Below are 26202 nucleotides of genomic sequence, written 5' to 3' on the forward strand. Positions count from 1 at the left end.
CTCGGCGTCGGCGAAGGTCATTTGCTTCATCGGGAAACTCGGGCAACGGGATCGGCGTATTTCACCAGATTCGGGAAGTCTTTTTCAGACCATCCCTAGGCAAACAAGGATTGAATTGAGCTTGTATACCGAAAATAAAAGATGCCTCTTTCCGGCGCACGCAGGAAAGCAAGCACCAATTTGAAACCAAAGGAGCAATCACTATGCAAGTGATGAAGTGGAGCGTAATCGCCATGGCCGTTGCGGCCGGCACGTCGCAAATGGCATTGGCGTCCAGCCAGTCTGAATCGGAAGGCTTCGTTGAAGGCAGCAGCCTGACCATCTTCAACCGTAACCTGTATATGAACCGTGATTTCCGCGACAACGGCGCTGGCGGCACCCCGACTCAGAACGGTCAGAGCTACCGCGAAGAATGGGGCCATGGCTTCATCGGTACCTTCGAGTCCGGCTTTACCCAAGGCACCATCGGCGTAGGTGTTGATGCAATCGGCCTGCTGGGCGTGAAACTGGATACCGGCCGCGACCGTAACGGCAACGGCATCTTTCCGATAGGTTCGGATGGCCGCGCCCAGGATGACTATTCGGAAGCGGGCGCCGCGGTTAAATTCCGCGTTTCGGATACCGTGCTGAAATACGGCACCCAGTTCGTAGCCCTGCCAGTGTTTTCGACAGACGATGCACGTCTACTTCCAGAAACTGCACGCGGCGCTCTGATCACCAGCAGCGAAATCGAAGGCCTCGAACTGAATGCGGGCCACTTCACTGCGCTGAGCGGCAAGGCTCAAACTGGCCATGACTCCGAAAATCTGGAGGAGATCAACTTCGCCGGTGGTACATATGCGTTCAGCGATAGCCTTAGCACTTCGCTGTACTACTCCGATGTGAAAGATACTTTCCAGAAGATCTACGGCAACGCCAACTACAGCATGGGTCTCGGTGCAGAGCAATCACTGGCCTTTGATTTCAATATCTACCAGAGCGACTACGAGTCGGAGTATACCGGTACCGGTAGCGACGAAGACAACACCATCTGGAGTCTCGCGGGTACTTACGGCATCGATGCGCATAAATTTACCGTTGCCTATCAACAATCCCACGGCGGCTTCAATGGCGTCGGCTATGCGTACGGCCCCGACGCTAACGGCACCGTCTGGCTGGGCAACTCCGTCCAGTACTCCGATTTCAACGGTGAAGACGAGAAGTCCTGGCAAGTACGCTACGACGTCGACATGACCTCCTTCGGCGTTCCGGGCCTCAGCTTCATGACCCGCTACCTGAGCGGCTACGACATCAGCACTCCAACCGGCGAAGGCGAAGAGCGCGAATGGGATGTTGAAGCCAAGTACGTCGTGCAAGACGGCGCCGCCAAGGACCTGTCGCTTCGTCTGCGTCACGCCAGGTACTGGTCCGACACCGACTACGCGCCGATCAACGGTACTGACCTAACCGATCTGCGCCTGATCGTCGAGTATCCGCTGAGCATCCTGTAATACAGGATCATCAGCTATAGCTTGAGCAACACAGGAAGCCCGGCACTCGCCGGGCTTCTTCGTTTACGAGGCAACCGTCCACGTTAACCATTCTGTACGTTACCCTGCGCCCGCCGTACAATGCCGAGCCAAACTTCTCCGCTCTGCAAGGACACAACGGCCCACATGCGCACCAGTCAGTTCCTGCTCTCGACTCTCAAAGAAACGCCCTCCGATGCGGTAGTGATCAGCCATCAGCTGATGCTGCGTGCCGGGATGATTCGCAAGCTGGCTTCAGGTCTCTATACCTGGATGCCGATGGGGCTGCGTGCGCTGCGCAAGGCCGAGGCCATCGTTCGCGACGAGATGAGCAAGGCCGGCGCGCTGGAAGTATTGATGCCCGCGATTCAGCCTGCCGAGCTTTGGCAGGAGTCGGGGCGCTGGGAACAATACGGCCCTGAGCTGCTTCGTCTGAAGGACCGCCATGACCGCGAATTCTGCGTCGGCCCGACCCACGAAGAAGTCATCACCGACCTGGCACGCAACGAGCTGAACAGCTACAAGCAGTTGCCGATCAACTTCTTCCAGATCCAGACCAAATTCCGTGACGAAATCCGCCCACGCTTCGGCCTGATGCGCGGCCGGGAATTTCTCATGAAGGATGCCTATTCGTTTCATGCAGATCCGCAATCGCTGCAGGAAACCTATGACCGTATGCATCAGACCTACTGCAACATCTTCACTCGCCTGGGGTTGAATTTCCGTCCCGTGCAGGCGGATACCGGATCGATCGGCGGTACCAACTCGCATGAGTTCCACGTGTTGGCAGAATCCGGTGAAGACGACATCGCGTTCAGCGATAGCTCCGACTATGCAGCCAACATCGAGAAGGCCGAGGCCATCCCGCGCGAGACTGAGCGTGGCACCGCCACCGAAGAGCTGCGCCTGATGGACACGCCGAACTGCAAGACAATTGCCGCCCTGGTCGAGCAGTTTCAGCTGCCCATCGAAAAAACCATCAAGACGCTGGTCGTGCATGGTGCCGAGAAAGGCCAGCTGGTTGCACTGGTCGTTCGTGGCGACCATGAACTGAATGAGATCAAAGCGGCGAACCTGGCTCAGGTCGAAAGCCCACTGGTATTCGCGACCGAAGCGGAGATCCGCACCTCCACGGGCGCCGGACCTGGCTCGCTGGGCCCAATGAACCTGCCGATCAGCTGCATCATCGATCGTTCGGTCGCGCTGATGAGCGACTTCGCCGCGGGAGCAAACCAGGAAGACAAACATTACTTCGGCGTCAACTGGGAGCGTGACCTGCCGCTGCCAGAAGTTGCCGATTTGCGCAACGTGGTCGCTGGCGATCCGAGCCCCGATGGCGTTGGCACGTTGGTGATCAAGCGCGGCATCGAGGTCGGCCACATCTTCCAGCTCGGCACCAAGTACAGCGAAGCGATGAACTGCAGCGTCATGGGCGAAAACGGCAAGCCGGTCACCCTGGCCATGGGCTGCTACGGCATCGGCGTTTCGCGTGTCGTCGCCGCCGCGATCGAGCAGAACTACGACGACCGCGGCATTCTCTGGCCGGATGCCCTGGCGCCCTTTCAGATCGCACTGATACCAATGAAGTACGAGAACCAGGCCGTGCGCGAGGCGACTGACAAGCTTTACGCAGAGCTCACCACTGCCGGCTACGACGTGCTGCTTGATGACCGTGACAAAAAGACCAGTCCCGGCGTCAAATTCGCCGATATGGAGTTGGTAGGCATCCCGCATCGCATCGTCATTGGCGACCGGGGGCTTGCTGACGGCACACTGGAATACAAGCATCGTCGCGATGCCGAAAGCCAGGCCGTCGCCGCTGCTGACATCCTTGAGTTCATCAATTCGCGCGCCAGTCGCTGACGGAAATCATGCTCAACCGAAGTGCTTCAACCTGCGCCACGCTTTGCGTGGCGCTTTTTGTAGGTGGCTGTGCCAATCAGCTACCCCAACGCAGCGAACACGAAGCCCGTATCGAGCGCAAGCTGATCGACCACAGCCTACGCATCGAAGTGGGAGAGCCATTACTTGAGCTGCCTCAGCGGCGTATTCGGGTAGTCGACCAGAAGACCTTCGAAGTCACCGACTTCGAGGTGACCCGCCGCTATGATCGCTACACGCCCTACCAGGCGTGGCGCGAGCTGTATGAGATTCCGCTGGGCGCTGTTGCGGTTGTCGCCGGCATTGGCGCCAACGTCCTCAATGTGGCCATGCTCGGCAATCTGCCGGAAAGCGCCACGCGCGATTGGATCAGTTACGGTTTCGCCGGACTCAATCCATTCGTCAAACGCCGAGTCCAATGGCCGCTCGCAGCAGAACCTCGCCAGCCTCGACGAACAACGTCGCGATGCCCGCCTCGAGTATTCCAGCCTGCCCTGGGCGGAACGCCCGGTGCTGGTCATTGCAGGCACCGAGACCCACAAACTGAGCACCGATCGTAATGGTGTACTGCGGCTGAATCTGCTCGACGGCCCATTCGCTGATCAGGACATCAGCCAGGTCGGCAGGCTCCTGCTGCAGATCGAAGACCCTGAAGACGCGACCCGCGCTGACGCGACGTTGCTGGTCAGCCGCAGCCTGCGTGGCAAGCTGCTCGAAGCCCATGATCTCATTTTCAACGACCTGGAAGGCGACGACGTCAGCCAGTGGGTACATCGGGTCAAGCGCCTCTCAGAGCTTGGACTCGAGGAGGAAGCCAGTGAGCTCGAACAGAGCCTGATCGAGTTGACCCGTAACGATCCCGACCTACAGCAGGAATTCCTTCGCACGCTGATGCAGGACGCTGGCCGTCAGGCCAGCGATCCGGGCGAAGACGACTGAGGCCGCGCCGTGAAGGCCCTCCCCTGGCTGTGGCTGGTGGCATTCATGGCGACCTCGCCAGTCGCTGCGACTGTTCGACAGGCACCGGAACCGGAACTGCGCGAACTGATGCAGCGTACCGTGGCGGAGGCCGAAAGCTTTCAGGATCGGTTTGACGCAGAGGTCTGGCTGCTGGACATGTCGACGCGCCTCAAGCGCTATCTCCCCAATCCGCAAGAACGGCTGACACTACTACGGTTGGTGCACCAAGAAGCGAGCAAGGCGGGTCTAAAACCCGACATGGTACTGGCACTGATCCACGCCGAAAGTCACTTCGACCGCTTCGCCATTTCCAGCGTCGGCGCGCAGGGCATGATGCAAGTGATGCCGTTCTGGAAGGCGGAACTGGGGCGCCCGCAGGACAACCTCACCGACAACGCAACCAATCTGCGCTATGGATGCACGATCCTCAGCTATTACCTGAAGAAGGAAAACGGCGATATCAATCGTGCGTTGGCGCGCTATAACGGCAGCCTCGGCAAGCATCGTTACCCGGCGAAGGTCATCGGTCTCTGGCAGGATTTCTGGTACGTAAAACCCTGAGATTGCTCTGCTATTGCTGCCCTAGTTTGTCCAAACGAGCGCGCAATCCCTCCGCGGTCTGTTCGCCAACCAGGCTCTCTCGCACCTTCCCGCTAGCATCCACGATGTAAGTTACAGGCAACACTGCACTGCGCGACAGATCCAAGCGCTCTGCCGGATCGATGCTGAGCACCCTGAACCTGATCCCCAGCGCTTCGGCCGCCGTGATCAGCTCATCGCCCTGAAGCCCGTCAAAATTCACCCCGAGTACGGTGACGTCATCTCGCGATTGGTCCAACGCGTTCAACTCTGGGATCTCGGTCCGGCAGGGGCCACACCACTCTGCCCAGTAATTGACCAACACCCACTGATCTTCGAGTTGCCGCGCCGTAACAGCTTCACCGTGCTGGTCTGGGCCCCAATCTTCTGCGCAGCCCGCCAACGCCAGGCTGGCGAGCAAACCGAGCAGCCCAACAGATCGCTTGATCATTTTCGCTCCCTTGTAATGTCTAATACCGGCTCGTTTCATACCCGCCGCGCCTGCAACCAATCTGCGACACTTCCGCCGAACAGGCTGGCCTGCTCTTTGTTCAGTAATTCCATGGATTGGCGCAGTGTCGGATACCAGGGCTCATCCAGATGCTCCGGCAGCGCCTGCCTGCCCGAGAGTGGCCAGGGATTGCAGCGCAACAATTGATCGAAGCTGTAATGGTTGAGATCGCGGCACAACACCCAGCCCGACGATCCCGTCCGGCAAACGAGCTGCTCCCGCTCGAAGAATTCAAGAATCTCGTCCCATTCGTCTTCAGGCAGCTCCCAGCCGCTTCGATGGGCGTCGCGCAAGCGTACCTCACGTCCTGCCTGCTGGTTTTCGTAAAGAACCCTCAACAACCCGAGCATAACCAGCAGACGGGGAACCGAGCGACGCCGCCATCGCTGCGACGAAGACAGCCCGCACACCAGCTCGGCACCGAACAGCACTATCATCCAGGAAAGGTAGACCCAGAGCAGAAACAGCGGTACCGCGGCGAAGGCGCCGTAGATCAGCTGATAGCTTGGAAAGTAGCTGACATACAAGCCGAACAGCTGCTTGGCCGCTTCGAATAGAACCGCGGTGAAAACACCGCCGACGATCGCGTGCCGCAGCGGCACCCGAGTATTCGGTACGGCGGCATAGATCAGCGTGAACGCCGCCACGCTGAGCACCAGTGGCATCGCCTTGAGTACCGTGCGGGCCCCGATCAGCGCATGCGGGCCTGAAATCAGCGATAAGGATGTGATATATGTGCTCATGGCAAAGCCCGCGCCCAGCAACAACGGGCCGAGGCTGAGGATCGCCCAGTAGAGCAGAAAGCTCGAGATTCCGCGGCGCGGCTGGCGCACTCGCCAGATCACGTTAAAGGCTTTCTCAATAGTCAGGAGCATCATCAGGGCGGTTGCCATCAAAAACCCCACACCGAACCAGGTGAGCTGGCGTGCCTGATCGGTGAAGGCGACCAGATATTGCTGAATGGTTGCGCCCGTGGATGGAATGAAGTTGCTGAAGATATACATCTGGATCTGCTCGCCGATGCCTTGAAACGCCGGAATGGCGGAGAGCATGGCGAAGGTCACCGTCATCATCGGCACCACCGCAAACAGCGTGGTATAGGTCAATGCAGCAGCGCTGTGTGGGCCGCGGTCCGCCAGAAAGCGTTGCACCAGAAAGCGGCCAAACTCGGCAAAATCCTTGATCCGTTGCTGCATTCCATCCCCTCGGTGCCCACCGCAATCGTCAGAACCCGCTTGTTCACAGGCTTGGTTACAAGCGAAAGCCTACCTTGGCAGACAGCCATCCGCGACCGGCGTTTCAGGCCTCGCTGCATTGAAGGTTAGAATGACCAGCTCCATCGGCGCGAAGCAAACACAAATGACTGAACTGACCCTTTACCACAATCCACGCTGCTCGAAGTCACGCGGCGCACTGGAGCTACTCGAACAGCGCGGCCTGAACCCTACCGTCATCCGCTATCTGGAGACACCTCCTTCGGCCACCGAACTCAAGCAGATCCTCACTCGCCTGGGCATCAGCCCACGGCAGTTGCTGCGCAATGGCGAAGAGGAATACAAGACGCTCAACCTGGCCGACCCGGCCCTTACCGATGCCGAGATCATCGAGGCGATGGTCACCCATCCCAAGCTGATCGAGCGCCCCATTCTGGTTGCCGGTGATGTTGCGGTGGTTGGCCGTCCACCCGAGAAGGTGCTGGAGATCCTGCCATGAGCGAGCCGTACGTCCTGGTGTTGTACTACAGCCGCCACGGTGCCACTGCCGAGATGGCGCGGCAGATTGCTCGCGGTGTCGAGCAGACCGGCCTCGACGCGCGACTGCGCACCGTGCCAGCCGTGTCCACCGAGTGCGAAGCGGTAGCGCCTGCAATTCCAGAGCAAGGCGCGGTCTACGCAACCCTCGATGACCTGAAGAACTGTTCCGGCCTGGCACTTGGCAGCCCGACCCGCTTCGGTAACATGGCCGCCCCACTGAAATACTTTCTCGACGGCACAAGCGGGCTCTGGCTGACTGGCGAGCTGGTAGGCAAACCCGCCGGTGTCTTTACCTCGACTTCCAGCCTGCATGGCGGACAGGAATCGACGCTGCTATCCATGCTGCTGCCTCTGCTGCACCACGGCATGCTGATGCTCGGCCTTCCCTACAGCGAGAACGCTCTGTTGGAGACCCGAGGCGGCGGCACGCCCTACGGCCCCAGCCACCATGCGGGCGCAGACGGCAAGCGCCTGCTGGATGAGCATGAAATCAGCCTCTGCCGCGCACTGGGCCAACGCCTCGCGCAAACCGCCAAGCGCTTGGAGAATCCCCGTGGCTAGAAAGCCCAAACCGCTCCCATCTCTGGAATGGCTTACGCCCCGAGTGAAACTCAGCCGGTCGATCAGCCTGGCCAGTTTTATCGGCCTCGCCGCGCTGCTCGTCGTCTGGAACCTGGTATTCGCCGACCTGCACGGTGCGCGTACCTGGGTGGTGGTCAGCATTCAGCTGATTCCGCTGCTTCTGGTCGCGCCAGGCATGATCTCTGGCAGCCCACGCGCCCATGCCTGGACCTGCTTCATCGTCAATCTGTACTTCGTTCAGGGCGTGCTCGCCGCGATCAACCCGGCCCGGATGGTTTACGGCTGGCTGGAAGCGATCATCAGCCTGACGCTGTTCATCAGCGCCCTGCTCTATACCCGCTGGGCTTATCAATACGAGCGCAAAGCGGCGGGTGAAAACTGAGGACCTGACAAGCGCAGGAGCCATTGCTCAGATGTTGGTGGCTGAAGCCCACCCTATGAAGCGATGGCGTCTGATCCAGGGTGGGCTTCAGCCCACCAACGGTTTACGCCGGAACACCCATTAAACCCGACGATCCCAAATGCTAAGAAGCGAGCGAAAGGACGGAACGGCGTTCTCGACCGACAATAGCGCTCAACCTCAGCACACCCGCAACCGAATCATTACCAGCCGAGTGTTTCCTTGAGAAACGGAATGGTCAGCTTGCGCTGTGCCTGCAACGACGCCTGATCGAGCCGATCGAGCAGTTCGAACAGGGTACTCATGTCACGCGCGCCGCGCGTAAGGATGAAGCGACTGACATCATCAGGCAGATTCAAACCACGGCGCGACGCGCGAAGCTGCAGCGCGCGCAGCTTGTCCTCATCGGACAGCTCCTGCAGTTGGAATACCAGCGAGAGGCTCAAGCGCGACTTGAGGTCCGGCAGCTGCACAGCGATTTCTCTCGGCGAGGCATCGGCGGCGAGCAGCAACCGTCGACCGCTATCGCGCAGCCGATTGAACAGGTGAAAGAGCGCCTCTTCCCATACCGAATCGCCGGCCACGGCATCCAAGTCATCGAGACAGACCAGCTCGCTCTGTTCCAGATTGTCCAGTAGCGCGGGGCCGTACTCGGCAACCTCTGCCAATGGCAAATACACCGCCAGTTCGCCGCGCTGCTCGACGCGCAAACAGGCAGCCTGCAGCAGATGACTGCGCCCGACACCAGTATTGCCCCAGAGGTAGATCAACTCGTCGGACCAACCGGCCTCGGGCGAGCAGACACGCTCGACGTAGCCCAGTGCAGCGGCATTGGCGCCCGGATAGAAGTTGACGAAAGTGGCATCGTCACGAAGACGAATGCCCAGGGGGAGCTGAATAGGTTTCATGATTGGCGAGGTGGGTCGACCGGCGGCTCTGCGTAAAGGTCGGAGAGTTTATAGAGATCATGCACGTGGCGCAGCAGAACCATGATCACGGCCGCCACCGGCAACGCCAATAACACGCCGGTAAAACCAAACAACTGACCGCCAGCCAACACTGCGAAGATCACCGCAACCGGGTGCAGACCGATTCGATCGCCCACCAGCAGCGGCGTCAACAGCATGCCTTCGAGCATCTGCCCCACCGTGAATACCGCCGCAACGCCCAGCAATGGATAGGGCTCGAGACCGAACTGGAACAGCACCGCAACCACTGCCGCACCGATGCCCACCACGAATCCCATGTAGGGCACGATACTGGAGAGGCCGGCCAGCACGCCAATCAACAGGCCCAGCTCGACGCCGAGCAACATCAAGCCGACCGAATAGACCACGGCCAGCGCCAGCATCACCAGTAGCTGCCCGCGCAGGAAGGCACCGATGACCTCATGACATTCGCGCATCAATGCCATGACGGTTTCTTCCCGCCGTCGCGGCAACAATGCCCGCAGCTTGGCCATGATCAGATCCCAGTCCCGCAGCAGATAGAAGCACACCACCGGCACCAGCAGGAGATTCGCCAGCCAGGCCAGCAAGGCAATACTCGACGCAGTCGCCTGGCTGAGGATGACCGCCACCACATCCTTGGTGCTACCGAGGTTGGCGGAAAATGCGCTCTTGATATGATCGAAGCGCCAGAAGTCGTCGTCGAGGCCGAACTGCGCCTGCACCCAGGGCAACGCCGTTAACTGCAGCCAATCAAGCCCCTGCGGCGCCAACTGATACAAGTGCATCAGCTGCTTGCCAAGCATGGGCACCAGCACCAGCAGCAATAACAGGCACAACAGAATGAACAGCGTGAATACGACAATCACGCCCCAGGTGCGCGACAGCTTCCAGCGCTCCAGCCGGTCAACCAGGGGGTCGCCCAGATAGGCCAACAGTATGCCCACCAGAAAGGGCGATAGGATCGGCGAAAGCTGATAGACCAGCCAGCCAAGCAGTAAGAGCGCCGCCAGCCAGAGCCAGCGGTTGGTGTGAGTGATGGTCATGGTCAGGACGCCTTGTTCCGGTTGATTCGAGGCCGCACGGCTTCTGCAGGCGAAAGGAAGGTTACAAACCGAAGAGCACCGCTAGCTGCGGCACTCGCTTTGCCTGCCGCCGCCAGCGATCGGCCATACCGCTACCAGCGGAAGCGCAGCACCTCGCCTTGATCTTCTGGCGGGGACTGTTCAACTGCAGGCGGACCCGGCTCCTCGAGCGGTGCCTCGGCATCGATCGGTTGCGTATCGTCTTCGGCCGTCAGCACCTCGGCATCAGCGGGCTGCGTATCGACGCCCTCGACCGGAGCCTGATTATCGAGTGGCTGCGCATCGATTTCATCGGCCGGCACTTCCTGAAGACGCGCCAGAGCCAACTGTGCCCGCAGTTGCTCAGGACTGGCATTGAGGCGGTACACCAACCGATCGCTTTCGACTCGCTGCAAGCGAGCACCGAAGGGTTCGAGCAGGCGATCCAGCTCGGCAAAGCGTTCAACATCAGCGCCCAGAACCTCAAGGGTAATTTCGGACATCTCACCCGGCGCGATGCGATATTGCGGCGCAAGGAAGGTGCTAACGGCCAGCATCACCTCGTCTGCGACGGCGGCGCGGCTATCGCCGCTCGCCTTGCCCTGCGCCTGCTTGTCACCAAGCCAGAGCCGCCAGCTGGCCTCCCAGGTTTCACCTGATTGCCTCGCCAGTACCGCCAGCAGTCCATCGGCATCGTAACGTTCCGAGACATCACGGAGCGCCTGGGGCTCATTCGCCGTCACAGTCTCGGCAGTGGCTGCGAGCTGCTCACTCAGATCGGCCAACGGCAAACGCAACGGCAAGCCCCTATGTTGGGCCGCGGCACGCAGGTCGGACGAGCCTTCCTGCGCATCACCGACGAGCTGAGAGCCGTTGACCGATTCGCTCAGCCACCAGGTCAGGATGCTCGGGCGATCCGCTCCCCATAAAGACAACCCGGCAGACCGCAGGGCACGCTCGGTCGTGACCGGATCGAAGCTGACCACGATCGCATCGCCCTCATAGCCGTATCGGCTGACGAGTTGCTGCGGATCCGCGCGCAGCTGGGAGACCCGATCAGACTCGGCTTCACCCGTCAGTCGCAGCACCAGCGTATCGAATGCCTTTCGCAGCGCCTCTTCACGCGCCTCCGGCTGTTGGCTAGCGACCGGCTCTCGCACCTTGTACAGATCGTTGAGAGGTGCCGCCATGGCGTGGCCGGAAACGACCGCGCAGCACAGAATCAAAAGACGGGAGATAAGGCGCATGGAGATACTCGCTGGCTGGCCAGTCACGGAGGGGGAGCCAGCCGATCGCGCGACGACGACCGGGCTCGGCCACGGGGAATCAAGCGCTATACCTTAAACAGGCGTCCGAAGCGGGGCAACCGCCGCACTTGTGAGTTGCGCCTCCGGCAACAAAATCCGGGAAGTATGCACCAAGGTTTTGCTCTGTGATCGGCGCGCGGGATGGTCGCTATCCGGCAAGCCTGATAAAATCGCGCGCTTTCCGCAGACCGGTCCGGCGCCTTCGCCACGTCGAGACAACCGCCTCGTCGCACCGGTCGCCCCGCACTCTCCTCACAGGTCCGGATCTCTATGAGCAAGCAACCCTCCATCAGCTACAAGGACGCCGGTGTCGACATCGACGCAGGCGAAGCGCTGGTCGAACGCATCAAGGGCGTTGCCAAGCGTACTGCGCGTCCTGAAGTCATGGGCGGGCTAGGCGGCTTCGGCGCGCTCTGCGAAATTCCAGCCGGCTACAAGCAGCCGGTATTGGTGTCCGGCACTGATGGCGTCGGCACCAAGCTGCGTCTGGCGCTGAATCTGAACAAGCACGACAGCATCGGCCAGGATCTGGTGGCCATGTGCGTCAACGACCTGGTGGTCTGCGGTGCTGAGCCGCTGTTTTTTCTCGACTATTACGCCACCGGCAAACTCAATGTGGATATCGCCGCCACTGTGGTCACCGGCATCGGCGCCGGCTGCGAACTGGCCGGCTGCTCGCTGGTAGGTGGCGAGACCGCCGAGATGCCCGGCATGTACGAAGGCGAAGACTACGACCTGGCCGGTTTCTGTGTCGGCGTGGTGGAGAAGAGCGAGATCATCGACGGCTCGAAAGTGGCCGCCGGCGATGCGCTGATTGCCCTGCCCTCCTCCGGTCCGCACTCCAACGGCTATTCGTTGATCCGCAAGATCATAGAAGTGGCCGGTGCCGATATCGAGAGCACTCAACTCGAAGGCAAGCCGCTCACCGAACTGCTGATGGCGCCGACCCGCATCTACGTCAAGCCGCTGCTCAAACTGATCAACGACACCGGCGCCGTGAAGGCCATGGCACACATCACCGGCGGCGGTCTGCTGGACAATATTCCGCGAGTATTGCCTGAGGGAAGCCAGGCGGTCATCGATGTCGCCAGCTGGCAACGTCCAGCGGTCTTCGATTGGCTGCAGCAGCAGGGCAACGTCGACGAGCATGAAATGCACCGCGTGCTGAACTGTGGCGTCGGCATGGTCATCTGCGTCGCCCAGGACCAAGTCGACACCGTCCTCGCAAACCTTCGCAGCTCCGGCGAAGCCCCATGGGTGATCGGTCAGATCGCAGCGGCTACCGAAGGTGCCGAGCGTGTCGCACTGAATAACCTGAAAAGCCACTGATGAGTGCGACCTGCAACGTCGTAGTGCTGATATCGGGGTCCGGCAGCAATCTGCAGGCCCTGATTGACAGCCTCGGCGCCGATAACCCGGTGCGCATCTGCGCGGTTGTTTCGAATCGTGCCGACGCCTTCGGCCTGCAGCGTGCACAAGCCGCCGGGATCGCCACTCACGTCGTGCAGCACAAGGATTTCGCCGACCGGAAGGCCTTCGACGCTGCGCTGATGGAGATCATCGATACGCATCAGCCAGAGCTGGTAGTACTGGCCGGCTTCATGCGAATCCTGACATCAGGCTTCGTTCGCCACTACCAAGGCCGTTTGCTCAACATCCACCCGTCTCTGCTGCCGAAATACAAGGGCCTCGATACCCATCGTCGCGCACTGGAAGCAGGCGATCGTGAGCATGGCTGCAGCGTGCATTTCGTCACCGAAGAGCTCGATGGCGGCCCCGTAGCCATACAGGCTGCCTTCACCGTCGAAGCCGATGAGCGCATCGACACGCTCACCGATCGGGTGCACGCCGCCGAGCACATCATCTATCCGCTGGCTGTCCGCTGGTTCGCCGAAGGCCGCTTGCGCCTTGCCGAGCAAGGCGCGATGCTGAACGGAATCCTGTTGCCGGCTACCGGCCATCTGTTACGAATCTAGGAGATATTATGCGTCGCGCCTTGCTGCTCGCTCTTGCCGTGCTGGCCCTGCCAGTTCAGGCCCTGGAGCTCAAGCCCTTCTCCGCCAGTTACACCGCGGACTGGAAACAGGTTCCCGTCAGTGGCACTGCCCAGCGCAGCCTGGAGAAGCTCGATGACGAAACCTGGGAGCTGGACTTCGAAGCGTCCATGCTGGTTGCCAGCTTCAATGAACGCAGCACCTTCAAGGTCGAGGGCAAAACCTCGTACCGCAGAAGTACCGCCTGAAGCGTAGCGGACTCGGCAAGGGCAAGACCATCAAGCACGACTTCGACTGGGCGGCCAAGCAGGTCGTTGGTGAAGATCGTGGTGACCCGGTCAAGCTGCCACTCAACCGCGGCCTGCTGGACAAATCCACGTACCAGATTGCGCTTCAGCACGCCGTGGCGGCGGGCGAAAAGAGCATGAGCTATCAGGTCGTCGACGGGGATGAGATCGAAACCTACGATTTCCGCGTTCTTGGTGAGGAGAAGGTCAGCACCAAGGCCGGGCAGGTCGATGCGATCAAGGTAGAGCGCGTACGTGATCCGACGCAAAGCAAGCGCCAGACAATCCTCTGGTTCGCCACTGACTGGGATTATCTGCTGGTCCGCCTGCATCAGGTGGAAAAGGACGGCAAGGAATATCAGATCATGCTCGAAGAAGGCACCGTGGCCGGTAAAGCCGTAAAAGGTGACTGATTCCAACTGCGCCAGTCCACTGGCGCAGTGACTCCCTCCGTCACAGCCGCCCACCATGACTTTTCCCCGCACCCTGCTGCTGACTCTGCTTCCGCTTTTCGCGGGTTGCCAGTTCTCCCCCTGGAGCGATGAACCCCCAGGGCAACCCATCGAGCGGCTGCAGGGCGAGGTTGCGCTCAGCGATGGCATGCTGCTGTTGCGTACCTGCCAGGGCCAGCGGCAGGTGGAACTGCTCGATGCCGGCGCAACCGGATTGCCGGAAGACACTCAGGCGCTGTTCGCCGAATCTGGCCAGCCGTTGTTCGCCGACGTTCTTGGCAGGCTGATCTCGCGAGCCGATGGCAGCAACCAACTGCATCTGACCCAGGTCTATCGCTTGCAGGGCGAAGGGCACGGCTGCGAAAGCAGCGAATTTGCTCAATTGACGCTGCGCGCTAGCGGTCACGAGCCGGGCTGGAGCGTACGCATCACGACTCAAGGCATGTTGCTCCAGCGCCCCGGCCAGACGCCCTTGGCCGTACCTTATCTGGAAGAACGGTTGCCGGGCGGGCAGATCAACTTCAGCAGCGAGGCCAATAACCAGCACATTGATCTCTGGGTTGCCCCCCAACGCTGTATCGACAGCGCCTCGGGCGCCGTCAGCCACCTGACTGCCGAGCTGCGTCTGGACGACCAAACCTTACGTGGCTGCGCCTACTACGGCGGCGCGCGCACCGAATGAACTACCGAAGTGCGTAGATGCGCGCTTCCCTACGCTTCGAAGACCCCGACCATGAATGACGACCTGTCCCTGCTGCAGCCCTACCCGTTCGAAAAACTTCGCGCCTTGCTTGCCGACGCGCAACCGCCGGCCAAGAAACGCCCGATAGCGCTGTCGATCGGAGAACCGAAACATCCTTCGCCTGACTTCGTCGCCCAGGCACTGGCCGCCAATCTCGATCAGCTGGCGGTATATCCGTCCACCCTGGGAATTCCTGCCCTGCGCGAATCAATTGCCCGCTGGTGCGAGCGTCGGTTCGGCGTGGCGGCAGGAAGTCTGGACCCGGCGCGCCACGTGTTGCCAGTCAACGGCACCCGCGAAGCGCTGTTCGCTTTCACGCAGGCAGTCGTCAACCGCAGCGCTGATGCGCTGGTGATCAGCCCCAATCCGTTCTATCAGATCTACGAGGGCGCGACACTGCTGGCCGGTGCGACGCCGCACTATCTGCCCTGCACCGCCGAGAACGGTTTCAATCCGGATTTCGATGCGGTCTCCGCCGAAACCTGGCGACGCACGCAGATCCTATTCCTTTGCTCGCCCGGCAACCCGACTGGTGCGCTGGTACCACTCGAGACGCTCAAGAAGCTGATCGCGCTGGCCGACCAGCATGATTTCGTCATCGCCGCGGACGAATGTTACAGCGAGCTGTATTTCGATGAGGAGCAACCGCCAGCAGGACTGCTAACCGCCTGCGCCGCACTGGGCCGCCATGACTTCAAGCGCTGCGTGGTCTTTCACAGCCTGTCCAAGCGATCGAACCTGCCCGGACTTCGCTCCGGATTCGTCGCGGGCGACGCAGACATCCTCAAGGATTTTCTGCTGTACCGCACCTACCACGGCTGCGCCATGCCCGTGCAGACACAGCTGGCCAGTATCGCCGCCTGGAATGACGAAGCGCATGTACAAGCCAATCGTCAGCTCTACCGCGAGAAATTCGATGCAGTGCTGGATATCCTCACGCCAGTAATGGACGTGCAACGACCCGATGGCGGCTTCTATCTGTGGCCGAAGACGCCCACCGATGACCAACGATTCACCCGCGATCTTTTCGCCCGCGAACACGTCACCGTCGTGCCGGGATCCTATCTGTCACGTGAAGTAGATGGCGTCAGCCCCGGCACGGGTCGGGTCCGCATGGCGCTAGTGGCGCCGCTGGCTGATTGCATCGAGGCCGCCGAGCGAATCCGCAGCTTTATCGCCACGTCATGAGGCCGGAACCGGACGTTGCGGCGTCCGGCTTACCGGTTCAGGCAACACCTGGCGGGATCTTGTCCTTGCCGTAGTCGCGCAGTTTTTCCAGGTTTTCCGGTTTCATATGTTCCGGAATGTCCGCTGTGGTGGCTTCATCGCGCTTGTCGCGTTCGTCCACATCCGGCTTTTCGGGCTCGTTCATGGCGTCCTCCGTCAGATTGCGTTCTCTTCCCAGATTAGCTCACCGTCGTCGTTGACCTCCCTGACCTTGGTCAGGGCCGCCTCGGCTGCGACATCAGCCTCGGATGCGAGGTCGTAACGCCGGCCGTTGGCCACCGTGACTACCCGAGCATTTTCATCCGTATCGCGACGCTTCACGGCGATTACTGCCTCGAAACCGCCCTCGGCTGGAACGGCAGACGAAATGGCCTCATGGTTTTCGAAATGCTTGCGTGCCATACATGACCTCATCGTTGCGATTGTGAACAGTGGACAACGTGGAGGGAGAAAAAGGTCGAACGGGTTTCGGGATGAACCGACAGCCGCTGTCGCGACTCCACCACTTACAGGATCTGGAGCCCAATCATGCCCATGAACGATATCTATACCGCCAACGCACCCTCGCGCGCAGAGGTCAACGCCCTCGAGGGATTCACCCTGCTCGAATTCGGCACGGCCTGGTGCGGTCACTGCCGAGCGGCGCAACCGCCGTTGAGCAGCGCGATGGCCGCGCGCAACCTTCGCCACCTGAAGATAGAAGACGGTCCGGGCGACCACTCGGCCGCTCATTTCGCGTCAAGCTGTGGCCAACCCTGATTTTGATGCGCCAGGGAGAAGAGCTGGGGCGCGTCGTGCGCCCCACCAGTACCCAGCCGATTGATGAATTGCTCAGCCAGATCGATCGCACTACGGACTGACACATAGCAGGGCAACCCAGAAACAAGAGGCAGGAGTAACGCTCGATGCAGGCACAGCCTCGGACGGCAGGCTTCGTCTCATCGTGGCATAATCCGCGGCCCAGTTTGGCCGGAGAATGCGGAGCTGTTATGCCCGAGAAAAGCAAAGGACTCTGTCTGTACGGCATCAAGGCCTGCGACACCATGAAAAAAGCCCGTACCTGGCTCGATCAGCAGGGGCTAAGCTATGACTTCCATGACTACAAGAGCGCCGGCATCGACCGCGCCCACCTGGAAGCCTGGTGCAACGAACACGGCTGGCAGATCGTTCTCAACCGTGCGGGTACCACCTTCCGCAAGCTGGACGACGCGCAAAAAGCCGACCTCGATCAGGCCAAGGCCATCGAGCTGATGCTGGCCCAACCGTCGATGATCAAGCGACCGGTGCTCGACCGGGGCGACAAAACGCTGATCGGCTTCAAGCCGGACATCTACGCTGCCGAGCTGGCAGCCAAGAACTGACACCCGCTCGCCATGATGAGCGTGATTGATAAGAAGGATTCCCCCATGAGCAACACTCTATTCAGCCTGGCCTTCGGCGTCGGCACCCAGAATCGTCAGGGCAGCTGGCTGGAAGTCTTCTATGCGCAGCCGCTGCTGCACCCGGCCGGCGAGCTGGTCGCCGTCATCGCCCCGCTGCTCGGTTATGAAGGCGGCAACCAGGCCATCAGCATCAACACCACCCAGGCCGCACAACTGGCCGATGCCATCAAGCCGCTCGACGCCGCTCAACATGCATTGTTGACTCGCCTGGCCGAGAGCCAGCGCCCGCTGGTGGTCACGCTGCTGGCCGAAGACGCACCATTGACCTCCACCCCCGAGGCCTACCTCAAGCTGCATCTGCTATCCCATCGTCTGGTCAAGCCGCACGGCCTGAACCTGACAGGCATCTTCCCCCTGCTGCCCAACGTCGCCTGGACCAACCAGGGTGCGGTGGACCTGGCCGAACTGGCCGAGCGTCAGCTGGAAGCTCGCCTGAAGGGCTACTTGCTGGAGGTCAGTTCAGTCGACAAATTCCCGAAGATGACCGACTACGTGGTCCCGGCTGGTGTGCGCATCGCTGACAGCGCGCGTATCCGTCTCGGCGCCTACGTGGGTGAAGGCACTACGGTCATGCACGAAGGTTTCGTCAACTTCAACGCCGGTACCGAAGGCCCCGGCATGATCGAAGGCCGCGTATCGGCTGGTGTATTTGTCGGCAAGGGTTCGGACCTGGGCGGCGGCTGCTCGACCATGGGCACTCTGTCTGGCGGCGGCAACATCGTCATTTCGGTTGGCGAAGGCTGCCTGATCGGCGCCAACGCCGGCATCGGTATTCCGCTCGGTGATCGCAACACCGTTGAAGCCGGTCTCTATATCACCGCCGGGACCAAGGTGAACCTGCTCGACGAACAGGGCGCACTGGTCAAGGTCGTCAAGGCACGTGAGCTGGCTGGCCAGAGCGATCTGCTATTCCGCCGCAACTCCCAGAACGGTGCTGTGGAATGCAAGACCCACAAATCCGCGATCGAGCTGAACGAAGCGCTGCACGCGCATAACTGACCGCTTGGCTGGAAGCTCTGAGCCGGAAGCTGGAAGCAACAGCGCACCGCTTCGGCTTCCAGCCTCCAGCTTCAGGCCTAACGCTATGCTCATGTCCCCCTGGCGTTCCGACTTTCCGGCCCTGGCGATTCTCGAAGCCCAGGGCCAGACCTATCTCGACAGTGCCGCCACGGCACAGAAACCCCAAGCCCTGATCGACGCGCTGACCGGTTACTACACCTGCGGCACCGCCAATGTCCACCGCGCCCAACATCAGCCGGCTGAACGCGCGACACGCGCCTTCGAAGACGCACGGATCAAGGTGGCGCGATGGCTCAATGCGGCCTGCCCGACCGAAATCGTCTTTACCCGCGGTGCCACCGAAGCGCTGAACCTGCTCGCCTATGGTCTCGAACCACTGATTGAGGCGGATGACGAGATCGTCGTCAGCGCGCTGGAACATCACGCCAATCTTCTGCCTTGGCAGCAACTGGCAAAGCGGCGTAACGCCAAGTTGCTAGTGTTGCCGCTGAACGATCGCGGTGCAATCGACATGGAAGCCGCCGCCAGCCTGATCGGTCCACGAACCCGTTTGCTTGCCGTCAGCCAGCTGTCCAATGTGCTCGGCGTCTGGCAGCCGCTTACCGAGTTATTGCCCCTGGCCAAGGCCCAGGGCGCGCTGACGGTAGTCGACGGTGCTCAGGGCGTCGTCCATGGCAGACACGATATGCAGTCGCTGGCATGCGATTTCTACGTGCTGTCCAGCCACAAGCTTTACGGGCCGGAAGGCGTCGGCGCGCTTTATGGCCGCGGCGAGTCGCTGCTCAAGCTCAAGCACTGGCAATTCGGCGGCGAAATGGTCCGTGTCGCTGATTTCGACCATGCCGAGTTCCATGCCGCGCCGTTGGGCTTCGAGGCCGGCACTCCGCCAATCGGCGCAGTCATTGGTCTCGGTGCAACTCTGGATTACCTGTCCAGACTGGACGCAGCGGCTGTGAACCGCCACGAAGAGGCACTGCACAGGACGCTGCTGGCAGGGCTCGCGGTACGCAAAGGGGTAAAGCTGCTGGGCGAGCCGCGGCTGGCACTGGCCAGCTTCACCGTCGATGGCGTGCATCATGGCGATCTGGCGCACCTGCTTACTGAGCAAGGGATTGCCATACGCAGCGGAACGCATTGCGCTCAACCCTTGATGAAAGCGCTGAGGGTCGATGGCGCCATTCGCGTATCGCTCGGACTGTACAACGATGGCACCGATTTGGAGCGATTCTTCAATGCCCTCGATCAGGGGCTGGAGTTGCTGCAATGAGCGAGCTTCCCGCTGCGGCCAGCGAAACGCTGGAACGCTTCCAGCAAGCCACCGGCTGGGAACAGCGGGCGCGCCTGCTGATGCAGCAAGGCGATCGCCTCGAGCCGCTCGACGACACCGAGCGCACCGACAGCAATCTGGTTGCTGGTTGTGACAGCAAGCTCTGGCTGATCGGCGAGACGCGCGGTGATCATTGGCACTTCCGGGGCACCAGCGAGGCGCGCCTGCTACGCGGCTTGCTCGCTGTCCTGCTGGTGCGTGTCAACGGTTCGCGAGCAGACGAGCTGCAGCGGCTGGACGTGGCGGACTGGTTCGGGCAGCTCGGGCTGGCTCGGCAACTTTCACCCTCCCGTGCCAACGGTATGAATGCCGTGCTCCTGCGGATGCGCGAGCTGGCATCGGCCGGCTGATCGAACTCCTCGCGGCCGATGGGTTATCCGCCCGTCTTCAACAACCGTAAAGCCATCAACCCCGAGTGCGCTCCGCAGGCCGCCTTGCCCCGGCGACCAACTTGTCGACCGCCCGTGCTGCTGCCACCAGGCCGAAACTGGCGGTGACCATCATCGCTGCGCCGAAACCGCCGGCACAGTCGAGCTTGACCCCTTCGCCTACGAAACTCTTGCTTTGGCAGACGCCACCTTCCGGCGTGGGATAGCGCAGTTGCTCGGTGGAGAACACGCAGGGAACGCTGTAGGTGCGGCCCGGCGTGCGGGAGAAGTTGTACTCGCGACGCAGCAACGAGCGCACCTTCGCCGCCAGCGGATCGTTGAAGGTCTTGTTTAGGTCGGCGACCTGAATCTGCGTTGGGTCCACCTGCCCACCGGCGCCGCCGGTGGCGATGATCTGGATCTTGCGTCGCTTGCACCAGGCGATCAGCGCTGCCTTGGCCGGCACGCTGTCGATGCAATCGATGACGCAATCCATCTGCTCGGTAATGTACTCGGGCATGGTCTCGCGAGTAACGAAGTCGGCGACCGCATGCACTACGCAAGCCGGGTTGATGGCCCGGATGCGTGCGGCCATCTCGTCCACCTTGGGTTTGCCGACCGCGCCTTCCAGCGCGTGAATCTGCCGATTGGTATTGGTGATGCAAACATCGTCCAGGTCGAACAGGCTGATCTCGCCCACGCCGCTTCGTGCCAGCGCCTCGGCCGCCCATGAGCCAACCCCGCCGATACCCACCACAGCCACATGCGCCGCAGCCAACCGCTCGAGGCCGGAAGAGCTATAGAGACGTGCAATGCCGCCGAAACGCTGGTCGTCGATGGACATGTCGATCCCCCCGGAAAAGTCCGCCGATTATAAGACCTTCGCCCTTGCCGACACAGGGCTGGCGGGCGGCCCGATCGTTCCGGGCGACTTCAGGCATGTTGACAATGGTCATTCCAAGCAACGCAAGCCACGGTGGAAACGGGTTTTGCTTTAATATGGCGCCCCTTCCCCCGCCTGCCTCGGAGCCGTGATGACTGCCGCCGCCCTCTCGCCAACCCTTGAACTCGCCTGCGAGCTGATCAATCGTCCGTCGGTGACCCCACTGGACGAGGGCTGCCAGCAACTGATGAGCGAGCGGCTCGCCGCCTGCGGCTTTGCCATCGAGCCGATGCACATCGAGGACGTCGAGAACTTCTGGGCAATTCGCGGCAACGACGGCCCAGTGCTGTGCTTTGCAGGTCATACCGACGTGGTGCCCACCGGGCCGCTGCAGGCGTGGCAGAACCCGCCTTTCGCAGCGCGCATCGACGAGCACGGCATGCTCCATGGTCGTGGCGCGGCGGACATGAAGGGCAGCCTGGCGTCAATGATCATTGCGGTGGAACGCTTCACCGCTGACCACCCGGATCACAAGGGACAGATCGCTTTCCTCATCACCAGCGATGAAGAAGGCCCAGCCCACCACGGCACCAAGGCGGTGGTCGAGCGCCTGCGTGAGCGTGGCCAGCGATTAGATTGGTGCATCGTCGGTGAGCCATCGAGCACTAAACTGGTCGGCGACGTGGTGAAGAATGGCCGCCGCGGCTCGCTCGGCGGCACCCTGACGGTGCGCGGCCAGCAGGGCCACGTGGCCTATCCGCACCTGGCGAAAAATCCGATTCATCTCGCGGCGCCGGCACTGGCCGAACTGGCTGCCGAACACTGGGACGATGGCAACGCGTTTTTCCCGCCGACCAGTTTTCAGATTTCCAACCTCAACGCCGGCACCGGCGCCACCAATGTCATCCCCGGCACGCTGGAAGCGGTGTTCAACTTCCGCTTCTCCACCGAGTCCACGGTTGAGGGGCTGCAGCAGCGCACCGCGGCGATTCTCGACAAGCACGGTCTGGAGTGGAGCGTTGATTGGGCGCTGTCGGGCCTGCCATTTCTTACCGAGCCGGGTGACCTGCTCGACGGCGTCGCCAAGGCGATCCGCAGCGTAACCGGTCGCGAGACTACACCCTCCACCAGCGGCGGCACCTCCGATGGCCGATTTATCGCCACCTTGGGCACCCAGGTCGTCGAACTCGGCCCGGTCAACGCGACCATCCACCAGGTCGACGAGCACATCCTCGCCAGCGATCTCGATCTGCTGACCGAGATCTACTACCAGACCCTGGTCAATCTGCTCGCATGCTGATCTGCCCTATCTGCCAGGCCGCACTGAGTCAGGTCGACAACGGGGTCGCCTGCTCGGCCAATCACCGTTTCGATCGTGCCCGCCAGGGTTATCTGAACCTGCTGCCGGTACAGCACAAGAACAGCCGGGCGCCGTGACAACCAGGCCATGGTGGAGGCGCGTCGACGCTTTCTCGACGGCGGCCACTATGCCCCGCTGGCCGAGCGCCTGGCGCAACTGGCCGCCGATCGCTCTCCACAGCGTTGGCTGGATATCGGCTGTGGCGAGGGCTACTACACCGCGCAGATCGCTCAGGCGCTGCCGCATGCCGAGGGTTACGCGCTGGACATCTCACGCGAGGCGGTCAAGCGTGCCTGCAGACGTGCGCCGCAGCTGGAATGGCTGATCGCGAGCATGGCCCGGGTACCGCTTGCCGATGCCAGCTGCAACCTGCTCGCCAGCGTGTTCAGCCCATTGGATTGGAGCGAAGCCCGCCGCCTGCTCGCCCCTGGTGGCGGGCTGCTGCGTATGGGCCCGACCCGCGAGCACCTGTGGGAACTGCGCGGCCTGCTGTATGACGAAATACGTGACTACGATGACGAGAAGCACCTGTCGCTGATTCCCGACGGCATGCATCTGGCGCACGGCGAAACCCTTAAGTACGAGCTGCAACTGGACAGCGCAGAAGCCCGCGCCGACCTGCTGGCCATGACGCCGCACGGCTGGCGCGCCAGTGCCGAACGCCGAGCGGCGGTAATCGGCGCGCCACTCAAGGTTCGGGTTGCGATACGCTACGACTGGATCGAGCGAGACCGGTAAATCACCTTGAACGCAGGCAAAGGCAGCGGCTGATCCGTATCGATGCTCGCGCGGTCGCTAGCGGTCCCGCTAACACTGCACTCACTGATCAACACGTAGTAACCACCACCAGACAAGGCCACCGCCCATGCGTCAACCGGACATCGAGATCTACCTCAGGGACGCCAGTCAGGATGCCGTCACCGATTGGCTCAACCAGGCTCTCGGGCCCTGCTCACCGTGGCAACCCAAGGGCAAGACCTTCAAATGCAAGGCCGGCGATATTCCGGTGACCTGGCTTCCCAAGGCGGTTGGCAAATGGCACAGCCTGCTGCTGGAAAGCGACGCGACGCCTTGGGAGGACGACATCGCCTGCGCCCGCGACGCCTATGCGGCGCTGGAGGTGGAAGTCCGCTGCGCGCCAGGTGGCTGGCAGGAAGAAGAATCGGTTGAAGATGCTGATCGCTGGATGAGCGTCAGCGAGCGCGGCGAGGCGGAAATCATCTGGCGTACCGACTGAATGCCGGCTCATGCAGCGGCCGGTGCATTCAGGCGCAACACATCAAAAAGCCCGCCAATCGACGGGCTTTTCTTTTCCGAGCGCAGCTATCAGAGCCCCGCCACGTCCTCGGCCTGCAGGCCCTTCTGGCCTTGGGTCACCGAGAACTCCACCTGCTGACCTTCGGCCAGAGAACGGTGGCCTTCGCCACGAATGGCCTGGTAGTGAACAAACACATCCGCACCACTGCCACGCTGGATGAATCCATACCCCTTGGCATCGTTGAACCACTTGACGGTTCCGGTTTCGCGCTCAGCCATCCTACTTCTCCAACTCGATTCTTATTATTCCCCGTTCGGGGAGGGACGATCAGGCCTAAGCCGCTGCGGGCCGCCTGACAGCAGGATAGCGGAGCAGGCGTGACAAGCGCGTTTCAGGGCGATCGCCGGACGAGTATAGAACAGGAAATATTCTCGTCTTCGGGTTTTTTGCGGCCATCGACAGCAGTGACAAGCGATGCACTGCTGTCGATGTGCCGGACGGCAGCCCGATCAACCCGCTCTGCGCCGGCGCCACAGCCACATCAGCAACACGCCCAAGGTCAACACCAGCGGGACCAGGGCAATGTTGAAGAACTTCAGCACGCGGCCCAGCGCCTCGATGTCGGCGTTGAGCTGGTAACGCACCTCGCGTAGCTCCTTGCGAATGCGCAGTTTCTCCTGCATGTATCCCTGCAGCGCTGCCTGTTGTTCGGTGGTGAGCGCTATCGCACCTTCCGCGCTCGGGTCCTGCAACTCGGCAAGCTGCGCCTCGGTGGCAGCCAGTCGTTGCTGCAGCGCTTCCTCTTTCTCACGGAAGCGGTTCTCGGCCTCTCGCTGCAGTTCTTCGACGACCACGAACGGCCGGGCGAAGCGCCCACGCGAGCGAACACTGATTAGCGCATCGGTGCCGGACAGATTGTCCAGCGCATTGGCCACGAAGGTGCCATTGTCGGCCCAGGGCTGCGGCATGCGCTGCCCGAAGAAGTCCTGCACCTGCACCCACATGCGATCAGCCAACAGATCGGTATCCGCCACCGCAATGACGTTAATACTGGCACTTTCCTTTAGCCCGTCCTTGCGGCCTTCGATGCCGTTCGGGTAGGCCGACTGCGCCGGGCCCTGGATGCGCGCGACAAGCGTATAGCGCTCGCCCGAGGGCTCCAGATCACGCAGCAGCGCCTCAGGATTTTCAAGCGTCGCGAAGCGCTCCGCCTCGAACGGCATGGCATAACTGGAACTCTGGACCAGTGGCGTGAAACGGGTCGTGGCGCCCTCCAGCGGTTCGAGGTAGCCGGCCGTCGCCATGGTCAGGCTTTCCAGCGAGGCGGTGGTGACGTCATCGATATCCATGGTGCGCTGCGGCAGGTTCAGCCAGCCCGGGTGCCGGACCGGTCGGCGCTCGGCACCTACGCCTACCGACATCGCGTAGGACGCATCGCCCACCACCTGGCCGGGCGCCATGCGCACCCCCCAGGCCTTGAACAGCGGCTCCAGGTCCGACGACTTGCCGTCGCCAAACTCACCGGGCCCGATGCCCATACCCGGATCGGCTTCGCTGTACGGATCGAGGAACACCAGCAGCTTGCCGCCACGCAGGACGAACTGATCGATGGCGTAGAGCGTCTGTTCCGGCAGATCTTTGGGATGCACCAGCATCAGTACCGAAACGCTGGTCGGAATCATATCGACGTCGCGCTTGAGGCTTTCGATATGAAACAGCTGACGCACTTCCTCGAGCACCATCCACGGCGGCGTTGCCTGCTGGGTGCGCATGTCGAAGCCACCCGTGATCGGCAATCCCGAAAGGACGCCAACGACCGGCAACTGCGGCGATGTCAGACTCTGAATCAGGCGGCTGAGCTCATATTCGAGAAACTCTTCCTGATCCAGCGGGAAGAACGGGATACTTTGCGTCTGACCTTCAGCATTGGTGCCCGCGAGGCCAAAGTAAACCTTGTCACCCCCTTGGTTCAGCGGCACGGCCTGCAGCCCGAGTTCGGCGGCACGATCTTCCTCTTCGGAAAACGGCTCGGGGTCAATCACGTGCAGCTTGAGCTTGCCATCAGCCTCGCGCTCGTAAGCACGCAGCAATTCCTCCACACGTCGCGCGTAATTGCGCAGCGCTACAAGGCCCTTGGTCGCCTCGTCCGAATAGAAAAAATGCAACTCGATGGGCTTTTCGAGCCCCCCAAGAATGGTCTCGGTGCCTTCGGAGATGGTGTAGAGCTTCTGCTCGGTCAGGTCCAACCGCGCATCGGTGAATGCCAGACTGGAAAAGGCGTTGAATGCCAGGAAGGCCAGCGCGATCAGCAGCAGTCCGGCACCCGAATACATCACTCGTTTCATGTGG

27 protein-coding genes and 4 pseudogenes are annotated in these 26202 nt (G+C 61.4%); 21 read left to right on the forward strand and 10 right to left on the reverse strand.

Annotated features, from left to right (window positions below; genetic code table 11):
* The 5 genes and pseudogenes from DQ405_RS27165 to DQ405_RS03600 form a co-directional block, all read left to right on the forward strand.
* Positions 1–184: hypothetical protein (locus DQ405_RS27165; RefSeq protein WP_206678895.1), on the forward strand; the 184-nt coding region annotated here is incomplete at its 5' end.
* 19 nt (positions 185–203) lie between these two features.
* Positions 204–1490 carry an OprD family porin gene (locus DQ405_RS03585; protein WP_168422981.1) on the forward strand — a complete coding sequence of 429 codons (1287 nt, stop codon included), beginning with the start codon at positions 204–206 and terminating at the stop codon, positions 1488–1490.
* Between the two features lie 165 nt (positions 1491–1655).
* On the forward strand, positions 1656–3371 hold the full coding sequence (locus DQ405_RS03590; RefSeq protein ID WP_168422982.1) for a proline--tRNA ligase: 1716 nt from the start codon (positions 1656–1658) through the stop codon (positions 3369–3371).
* A gap of 8 nt (positions 3372–3379) precedes the next feature.
* Positions 3380–4328: pseudogene (locus DQ405_RS03595) on the forward strand (hypothetical protein).
* Between the two features lie 45 nt (positions 4329–4373).
* Entirely contained in the window at positions 4374–4910 is a 537-nt protein-coding gene (locus DQ405_RS03600; RefSeq protein ID WP_168423196.1) for a transglycosylase SLT domain-containing protein, read from the forward strand.
* 10 nt (positions 4911–4920) lie between these two features.
* On the opposite strand, the gene DQ405_RS03605 is transcribed toward DQ405_RS03600, so the two are convergent.
* On the reverse strand, positions 4921–5379 hold the full coding sequence (locus DQ405_RS03605) for a TlpA family protein disulfide reductase (protein ID WP_168422983.1): 459 nt from the start codon (positions 5377–5379) through the stop codon (positions 4921–4923).
* A 35-nt stretch (positions 5380–5414) separates the two neighbouring features.
* Positions 5415–6635: a virulence factor BrkB family protein gene (locus DQ405_RS03610; protein ID WP_168422984.1), complete on the reverse strand. Its 1221-nt coding sequence runs from the start codon at positions 6633–6635 to the stop codon at positions 5415–5417.
* A 163-nt stretch (positions 6636–6798) separates the two neighbouring features.
* Between DQ405_RS03610 and arsC the strand changes: the two genes are divergently transcribed.
* From arsC to DQ405_RS03625, 3 genes are read left to right on the forward strand one after another with little or no spacing between them, the layout of a single operon-like run.
* The gene (gene arsC, locus DQ405_RS03615) at positions 6799–7152 is read left to right on the forward strand and encodes an arsenate reductase (glutaredoxin) (RefSeq protein WP_168422985.1); all 354 of its coding nucleotides are present in this window, start codon (positions 6799–6801) and stop codon (positions 7150–7152) included.
* Positions 7149–7754 (forward strand): NAD(P)H:quinone oxidoreductase, encoded by a 606-nt coding sequence (gene wrbA, locus DQ405_RS03620; RefSeq protein ID WP_168422986.1) that lies wholly within the window; start codon positions 7149–7151, stop codon positions 7752–7754. Before arsC ends, wrbA begins: the two co-directional genes overlap by 4 nt.
* The gene (locus tag DQ405_RS03625; RefSeq protein WP_168422987.1) at positions 7747–8157 is read left to right on the forward strand and encodes a DUF2069 domain-containing protein; all 411 of its coding nucleotides are present in this window, start codon (positions 7747–7749) and stop codon (positions 8155–8157) included. Before wrbA ends, DQ405_RS03625 begins: the two co-directional genes overlap by 8 nt.
* A 221-nt stretch (positions 8158–8378) precedes the next feature.
* On the opposite strand, the gene hda is transcribed toward DQ405_RS03625, so the two are convergent.
* From hda to DQ405_RS03640, 3 genes are all read right to left on the reverse strand, one after another.
* On the reverse strand, positions 8379–9083 hold the full coding sequence (hda, locus tag DQ405_RS03630; protein ID WP_168422988.1) for a DnaA regulatory inactivator Hda: 705 nt from the start codon (positions 9081–9083) through the stop codon (positions 8379–8381).
* Positions 9080–10168, reverse strand: a complete 1089-nt coding sequence (locus DQ405_RS03635; protein WP_168422989.1) for an AI-2E family transporter — start codon at positions 10166–10168, stop codon at positions 9080–9082. Before DQ405_RS03635 ends, hda begins: the two co-directional genes overlap by 4 nt.
* A gap of 131 nt (positions 10169–10299) precedes the next feature.
* The gene (locus DQ405_RS03640; protein ID WP_168422990.1) at positions 10300–11433 is read right to left on the reverse strand and encodes a DUF2066 domain-containing protein; all 1134 of its coding nucleotides are present in this window, start codon (positions 11431–11433) and stop codon (positions 10300–10302) included.
* Between the two features lie 330 nt (positions 11434–11763).
* On the opposite strand from DQ405_RS03640, the gene purM reads away from it, so the two are divergent.
* From purM to dapC, 5 genes and pseudogenes are all read left to right on the forward strand, one after another.
* Complete coding sequence (purM, locus tag DQ405_RS03645; RefSeq protein ID WP_168422991.1) at positions 11764–12822, forward strand: phosphoribosylformylglycinamidine cyclo-ligase; 1059 nt, start codon at positions 11764–11766, stop codon at positions 12820–12822.
* Complete coding sequence (purN, locus tag DQ405_RS03650; RefSeq protein WP_168422992.1) at positions 12822–13469, forward strand: phosphoribosylglycinamide formyltransferase; 648 nt, start codon at positions 12822–12824, stop codon at positions 13467–13469. The genes purM and purN overlap by 1 nt, the downstream gene beginning before the upstream one ends.
* 8 nt (positions 13470–13477) lie before the next feature.
* A pseudogene (locus DQ405_RS03655) lies at positions 13478–14187 on the forward strand (DUF3108 domain-containing protein).
* A gap of 55 nt (positions 14188–14242) precedes the next feature.
* Positions 14243–14908: a COG3650 family protein gene (locus DQ405_RS03660; protein WP_168422993.1), complete on the forward strand. Its 666-nt coding sequence runs from the start codon at positions 14243–14245 to the stop codon at positions 14906–14908.
* Positions 14909–14959: 51 nt separating this feature from the next.
* The gene (gene dapC / locus DQ405_RS03665; RefSeq protein ID WP_168422994.1) at positions 14960–16156 is read left to right on the forward strand and encodes a succinyldiaminopimelate transaminase; all 1197 of its coding nucleotides are present in this window, start codon (positions 14960–14962) and stop codon (positions 16154–16156) included.
* 37 nt (positions 16157–16193) lie between these two features.
* Here dapC and DQ405_RS03670 read toward each other — a convergent pair whose 3' ends face one another.
* Entirely contained in the window at positions 16194–16340 is a 147-nt protein-coding gene (locus DQ405_RS03670) for a hypothetical protein (RefSeq protein WP_168422979.1), read from the reverse strand.
* Between the two features lie 11 nt (positions 16341–16351).
* The gene (locus DQ405_RS03675) at positions 16352–16597 is read right to left on the reverse strand and encodes a hypothetical protein (RefSeq protein ID WP_168422995.1); all 246 of its coding nucleotides are present in this window, start codon (positions 16595–16597) and stop codon (positions 16352–16354) included.
* A gap of 126 nt (positions 16598–16723) precedes the next feature.
* Here DQ405_RS03675 and DQ405_RS03680 point away from each other — a divergent pair.
* From DQ405_RS03680 to DQ405_RS03700, 5 genes and pseudogenes are all read left to right on the forward strand, one after another.
* Positions 16724–17055: pseudogene (locus tag DQ405_RS03680) on the forward strand (thioredoxin family protein).
* 129 nt (positions 17056–17184) lie between these two features.
* A complete protein-coding gene (locus DQ405_RS03685; protein ID WP_168422996.1) occupies positions 17185–17556 on the forward strand; it encodes an ArsC family reductase in 372 nt (123 codons plus the stop codon).
* 45 nt (positions 17557–17601) lie between these two features.
* Positions 17602–18636 (forward strand): 2,3,4,5-tetrahydropyridine-2,6-dicarboxylate N-succinyltransferase, encoded by a 1035-nt coding sequence (dapD, locus tag DQ405_RS03690; protein WP_168422997.1) that lies wholly within the window; start codon positions 17602–17604, stop codon positions 18634–18636.
* A gap of 85 nt (positions 18637–18721) precedes the next feature.
* Positions 18722–19924: an aminotransferase class V-fold PLP-dependent enzyme gene (locus tag DQ405_RS03695; RefSeq protein ID WP_168422998.1), complete on the forward strand. Its 1203-nt coding sequence runs from the start codon at positions 18722–18724 to the stop codon at positions 19922–19924.
* Entirely contained in the window at positions 19921–20334 is a 414-nt protein-coding gene (locus DQ405_RS03700; protein ID WP_168422999.1) for a SufE family protein, read from the forward strand. Before DQ405_RS03695 ends, DQ405_RS03700 begins: the two co-directional genes overlap by 4 nt.
* 55 nt (positions 20335–20389) lie before the next feature.
* On the opposite strand, the gene tcdA is transcribed toward DQ405_RS03700, so the two are convergent.
* Positions 20390–21196 carry a tRNA cyclic N6-threonylcarbamoyladenosine(37) synthase TcdA gene (gene tcdA, locus DQ405_RS03705; protein WP_168423000.1) on the reverse strand — a complete coding sequence of 269 codons (807 nt, stop codon included), beginning with the start codon at positions 21194–21196 and terminating at the stop codon, positions 20390–20392.
* Between the two features lie 190 nt (positions 21197–21386).
* Between tcdA and dapE the strand changes: the two genes are divergently transcribed.
* From dapE to DQ405_RS03720, 3 genes and pseudogenes are all read left to right on the forward strand, one after another.
* On the forward strand, positions 21387–22535 hold the full coding sequence (gene dapE, locus DQ405_RS03710; RefSeq protein ID WP_168423001.1) for a succinyl-diaminopimelate desuccinylase: 1149 nt from the start codon (positions 21387–21389) through the stop codon (positions 22533–22535).
* Positions 22529–23333: pseudogene (locus DQ405_RS03715) on the forward strand (putative RNA methyltransferase). Before dapE ends, DQ405_RS03715 begins: the two are co-directional and overlap by 7 nt.
* A 127-nt stretch (positions 23334–23460) precedes the next feature.
* Positions 23461–23832 (forward strand): hypothetical protein, encoded by a 372-nt coding sequence (locus tag DQ405_RS03720; RefSeq protein ID WP_168423002.1) that lies wholly within the window; start codon positions 23461–23463, stop codon positions 23830–23832.
* An 89-nt stretch (positions 23833–23921) separates the two neighbouring features.
* Here DQ405_RS03720 and DQ405_RS03725 read toward each other — a convergent pair whose 3' ends face one another.
* Both DQ405_RS03725 and DQ405_RS03730 read right to left on the reverse strand, forming a co-directional pair.
* Complete coding sequence (locus DQ405_RS03725) at positions 23922–24131, reverse strand: cold-shock protein (protein ID WP_014852307.1); 210 nt, start codon at positions 24129–24131, stop codon at positions 23922–23924.
* A 231-nt stretch (positions 24132–24362) separates the two neighbouring features.
* Positions 24363–26198, reverse strand: coding sequence for a GldG family protein (locus DQ405_RS03730; RefSeq protein ID WP_168423003.1), 1836 nt, complete (start codon positions 26196–26198; stop codon positions 24363–24365).
* Positions 26199–26202: the final 4 nt, after the last annotated feature.

The organism is Pseudomonas sp. SST3 (genome assembly GCF_003325755.1).

Coding starts and splice junctions, on each gene's coding strand:
- DQ405_RS03585 (WP_168422981.1), top strand. CDS start 204: ATGCAAGTGATGAAGTGGAGCGTAATCGCCATGGCCGTTGCGGCCGGC.
- DQ405_RS03590 (WP_168422982.1), top strand. CDS start 1,656: ATGCGCACCAGTCAGTTCCTGCTCTCGACTCTCAAAGAAACGCCCTCC.
- DQ405_RS03600 (WP_168423196.1), top strand. CDS start 4,374: ATGGCGACCTCGCCAGTCGCTGCGACTGTTCGACAGGCACCGGAACCG.
- DQ405_RS03605 (WP_168422983.1), bottom strand. CDS start 5,379: ATGATCAAGCGATCTGTTGGGCTGCTCGGTTTGCTCGCCAGCCTGGCG.
- DQ405_RS03610 (WP_168422984.1), bottom strand. CDS start 6,635: ATGCAGCAACGGATCAAGGATTTTGCCGAGTTTGGCCGCTTTCTGGTG.
- arsC (WP_168422985.1), top strand. CDS start 6,799: ATGACTGAACTGACCCTTTACCACAATCCACGCTGCTCGAAGTCACGC.
- wrbA (WP_168422986.1), top strand. CDS start 7,149: ATGAGCGAGCCGTACGTCCTGGTGTTGTACTACAGCCGCCACGGTGCC.
- hda (WP_168422988.1), bottom strand. CDS start 9,083: ATGAAACCTATTCAGCTCCCCCTGGGCATTCGTCTTCGTGACGATGCC.
- DQ405_RS03635 (WP_168422989.1), bottom strand. CDS start 10,168: ATGACCATCACTCACACCAACCGCTGGCTCTGGCTGGCGGCGCTCTTA.
- DQ405_RS03640 (WP_168422990.1), bottom strand. CDS start 11,433: ATGCGCCTTATCTCCCGTCTTTTGATTCTGTGCTGCGCGGTCGTTTCC.
- purM (WP_168422991.1), top strand. CDS start 11,764: ATGAGCAAGCAACCCTCCATCAGCTACAAGGACGCCGGTGTCGACATC.
- purN (WP_168422992.1), top strand. CDS start 12,822: ATGAGTGCGACCTGCAACGTCGTAGTGCTGATATCGGGGTCCGGCAGC.
- DQ405_RS03660 (WP_168422993.1), top strand. CDS start 14,243: ATGACTTTTCCCCGCACCCTGCTGCTGACTCTGCTTCCGCTTTTCGCG.
- dapC (WP_168422994.1), top strand. CDS start 14,960: ATGAATGACGACCTGTCCCTGCTGCAGCCCTACCCGTTCGAAAAACTT.
- DQ405_RS03670 (WP_168422979.1), bottom strand. CDS start 16,340: ATGAACGAGCCCGAAAAGCCGGATGTGGACGAACGCGACAAGCGCGAT.
- DQ405_RS03675 (WP_168422995.1), bottom strand. CDS start 16,597: ATGGCACGCAAGCATTTCGAAAACCATGAGGCCATTTCGTCTGCCGTT.
- DQ405_RS03685 (WP_168422996.1), top strand. CDS start 17,185: ATGCCCGAGAAAAGCAAAGGACTCTGTCTGTACGGCATCAAGGCCTGC.
- dapD (WP_168422997.1), top strand. CDS start 17,602: ATGAGCAACACTCTATTCAGCCTGGCCTTCGGCGTCGGCACCCAGAAT.
- DQ405_RS03695 (WP_168422998.1), top strand. CDS start 18,722: ATGCTCATGTCCCCCTGGCGTTCCGACTTTCCGGCCCTGGCGATTCTC.
- DQ405_RS03700 (WP_168422999.1), top strand. CDS start 19,921: ATGAGCGAGCTTCCCGCTGCGGCCAGCGAAACGCTGGAACGCTTCCAG.
- tcdA (WP_168423000.1), bottom strand. CDS start 21,196: ATGTCCATCGACGACCAGCGTTTCGGCGGCATTGCACGTCTCTATAGC.
- dapE (WP_168423001.1), top strand. CDS start 21,387: ATGACTGCCGCCGCCCTCTCGCCAACCCTTGAACTCGCCTGCGAGCTG.
- DQ405_RS03720 (WP_168423002.1), top strand. CDS start 23,461: ATGCGTCAACCGGACATCGAGATCTACCTCAGGGACGCCAGTCAGGAT.
- DQ405_RS03725 (WP_014852307.1), bottom strand. CDS start 24,131: ATGGCTGAGCGCGAAACCGGAACCGTCAAGTGGTTCAACGATGCCAAG.
- DQ405_RS03730 (WP_168423003.1), bottom strand. CDS start 26,198: ATGAAACGAGTGATGTATTCGGGTGCCGGACTGCTGCTGATCGCGCTG.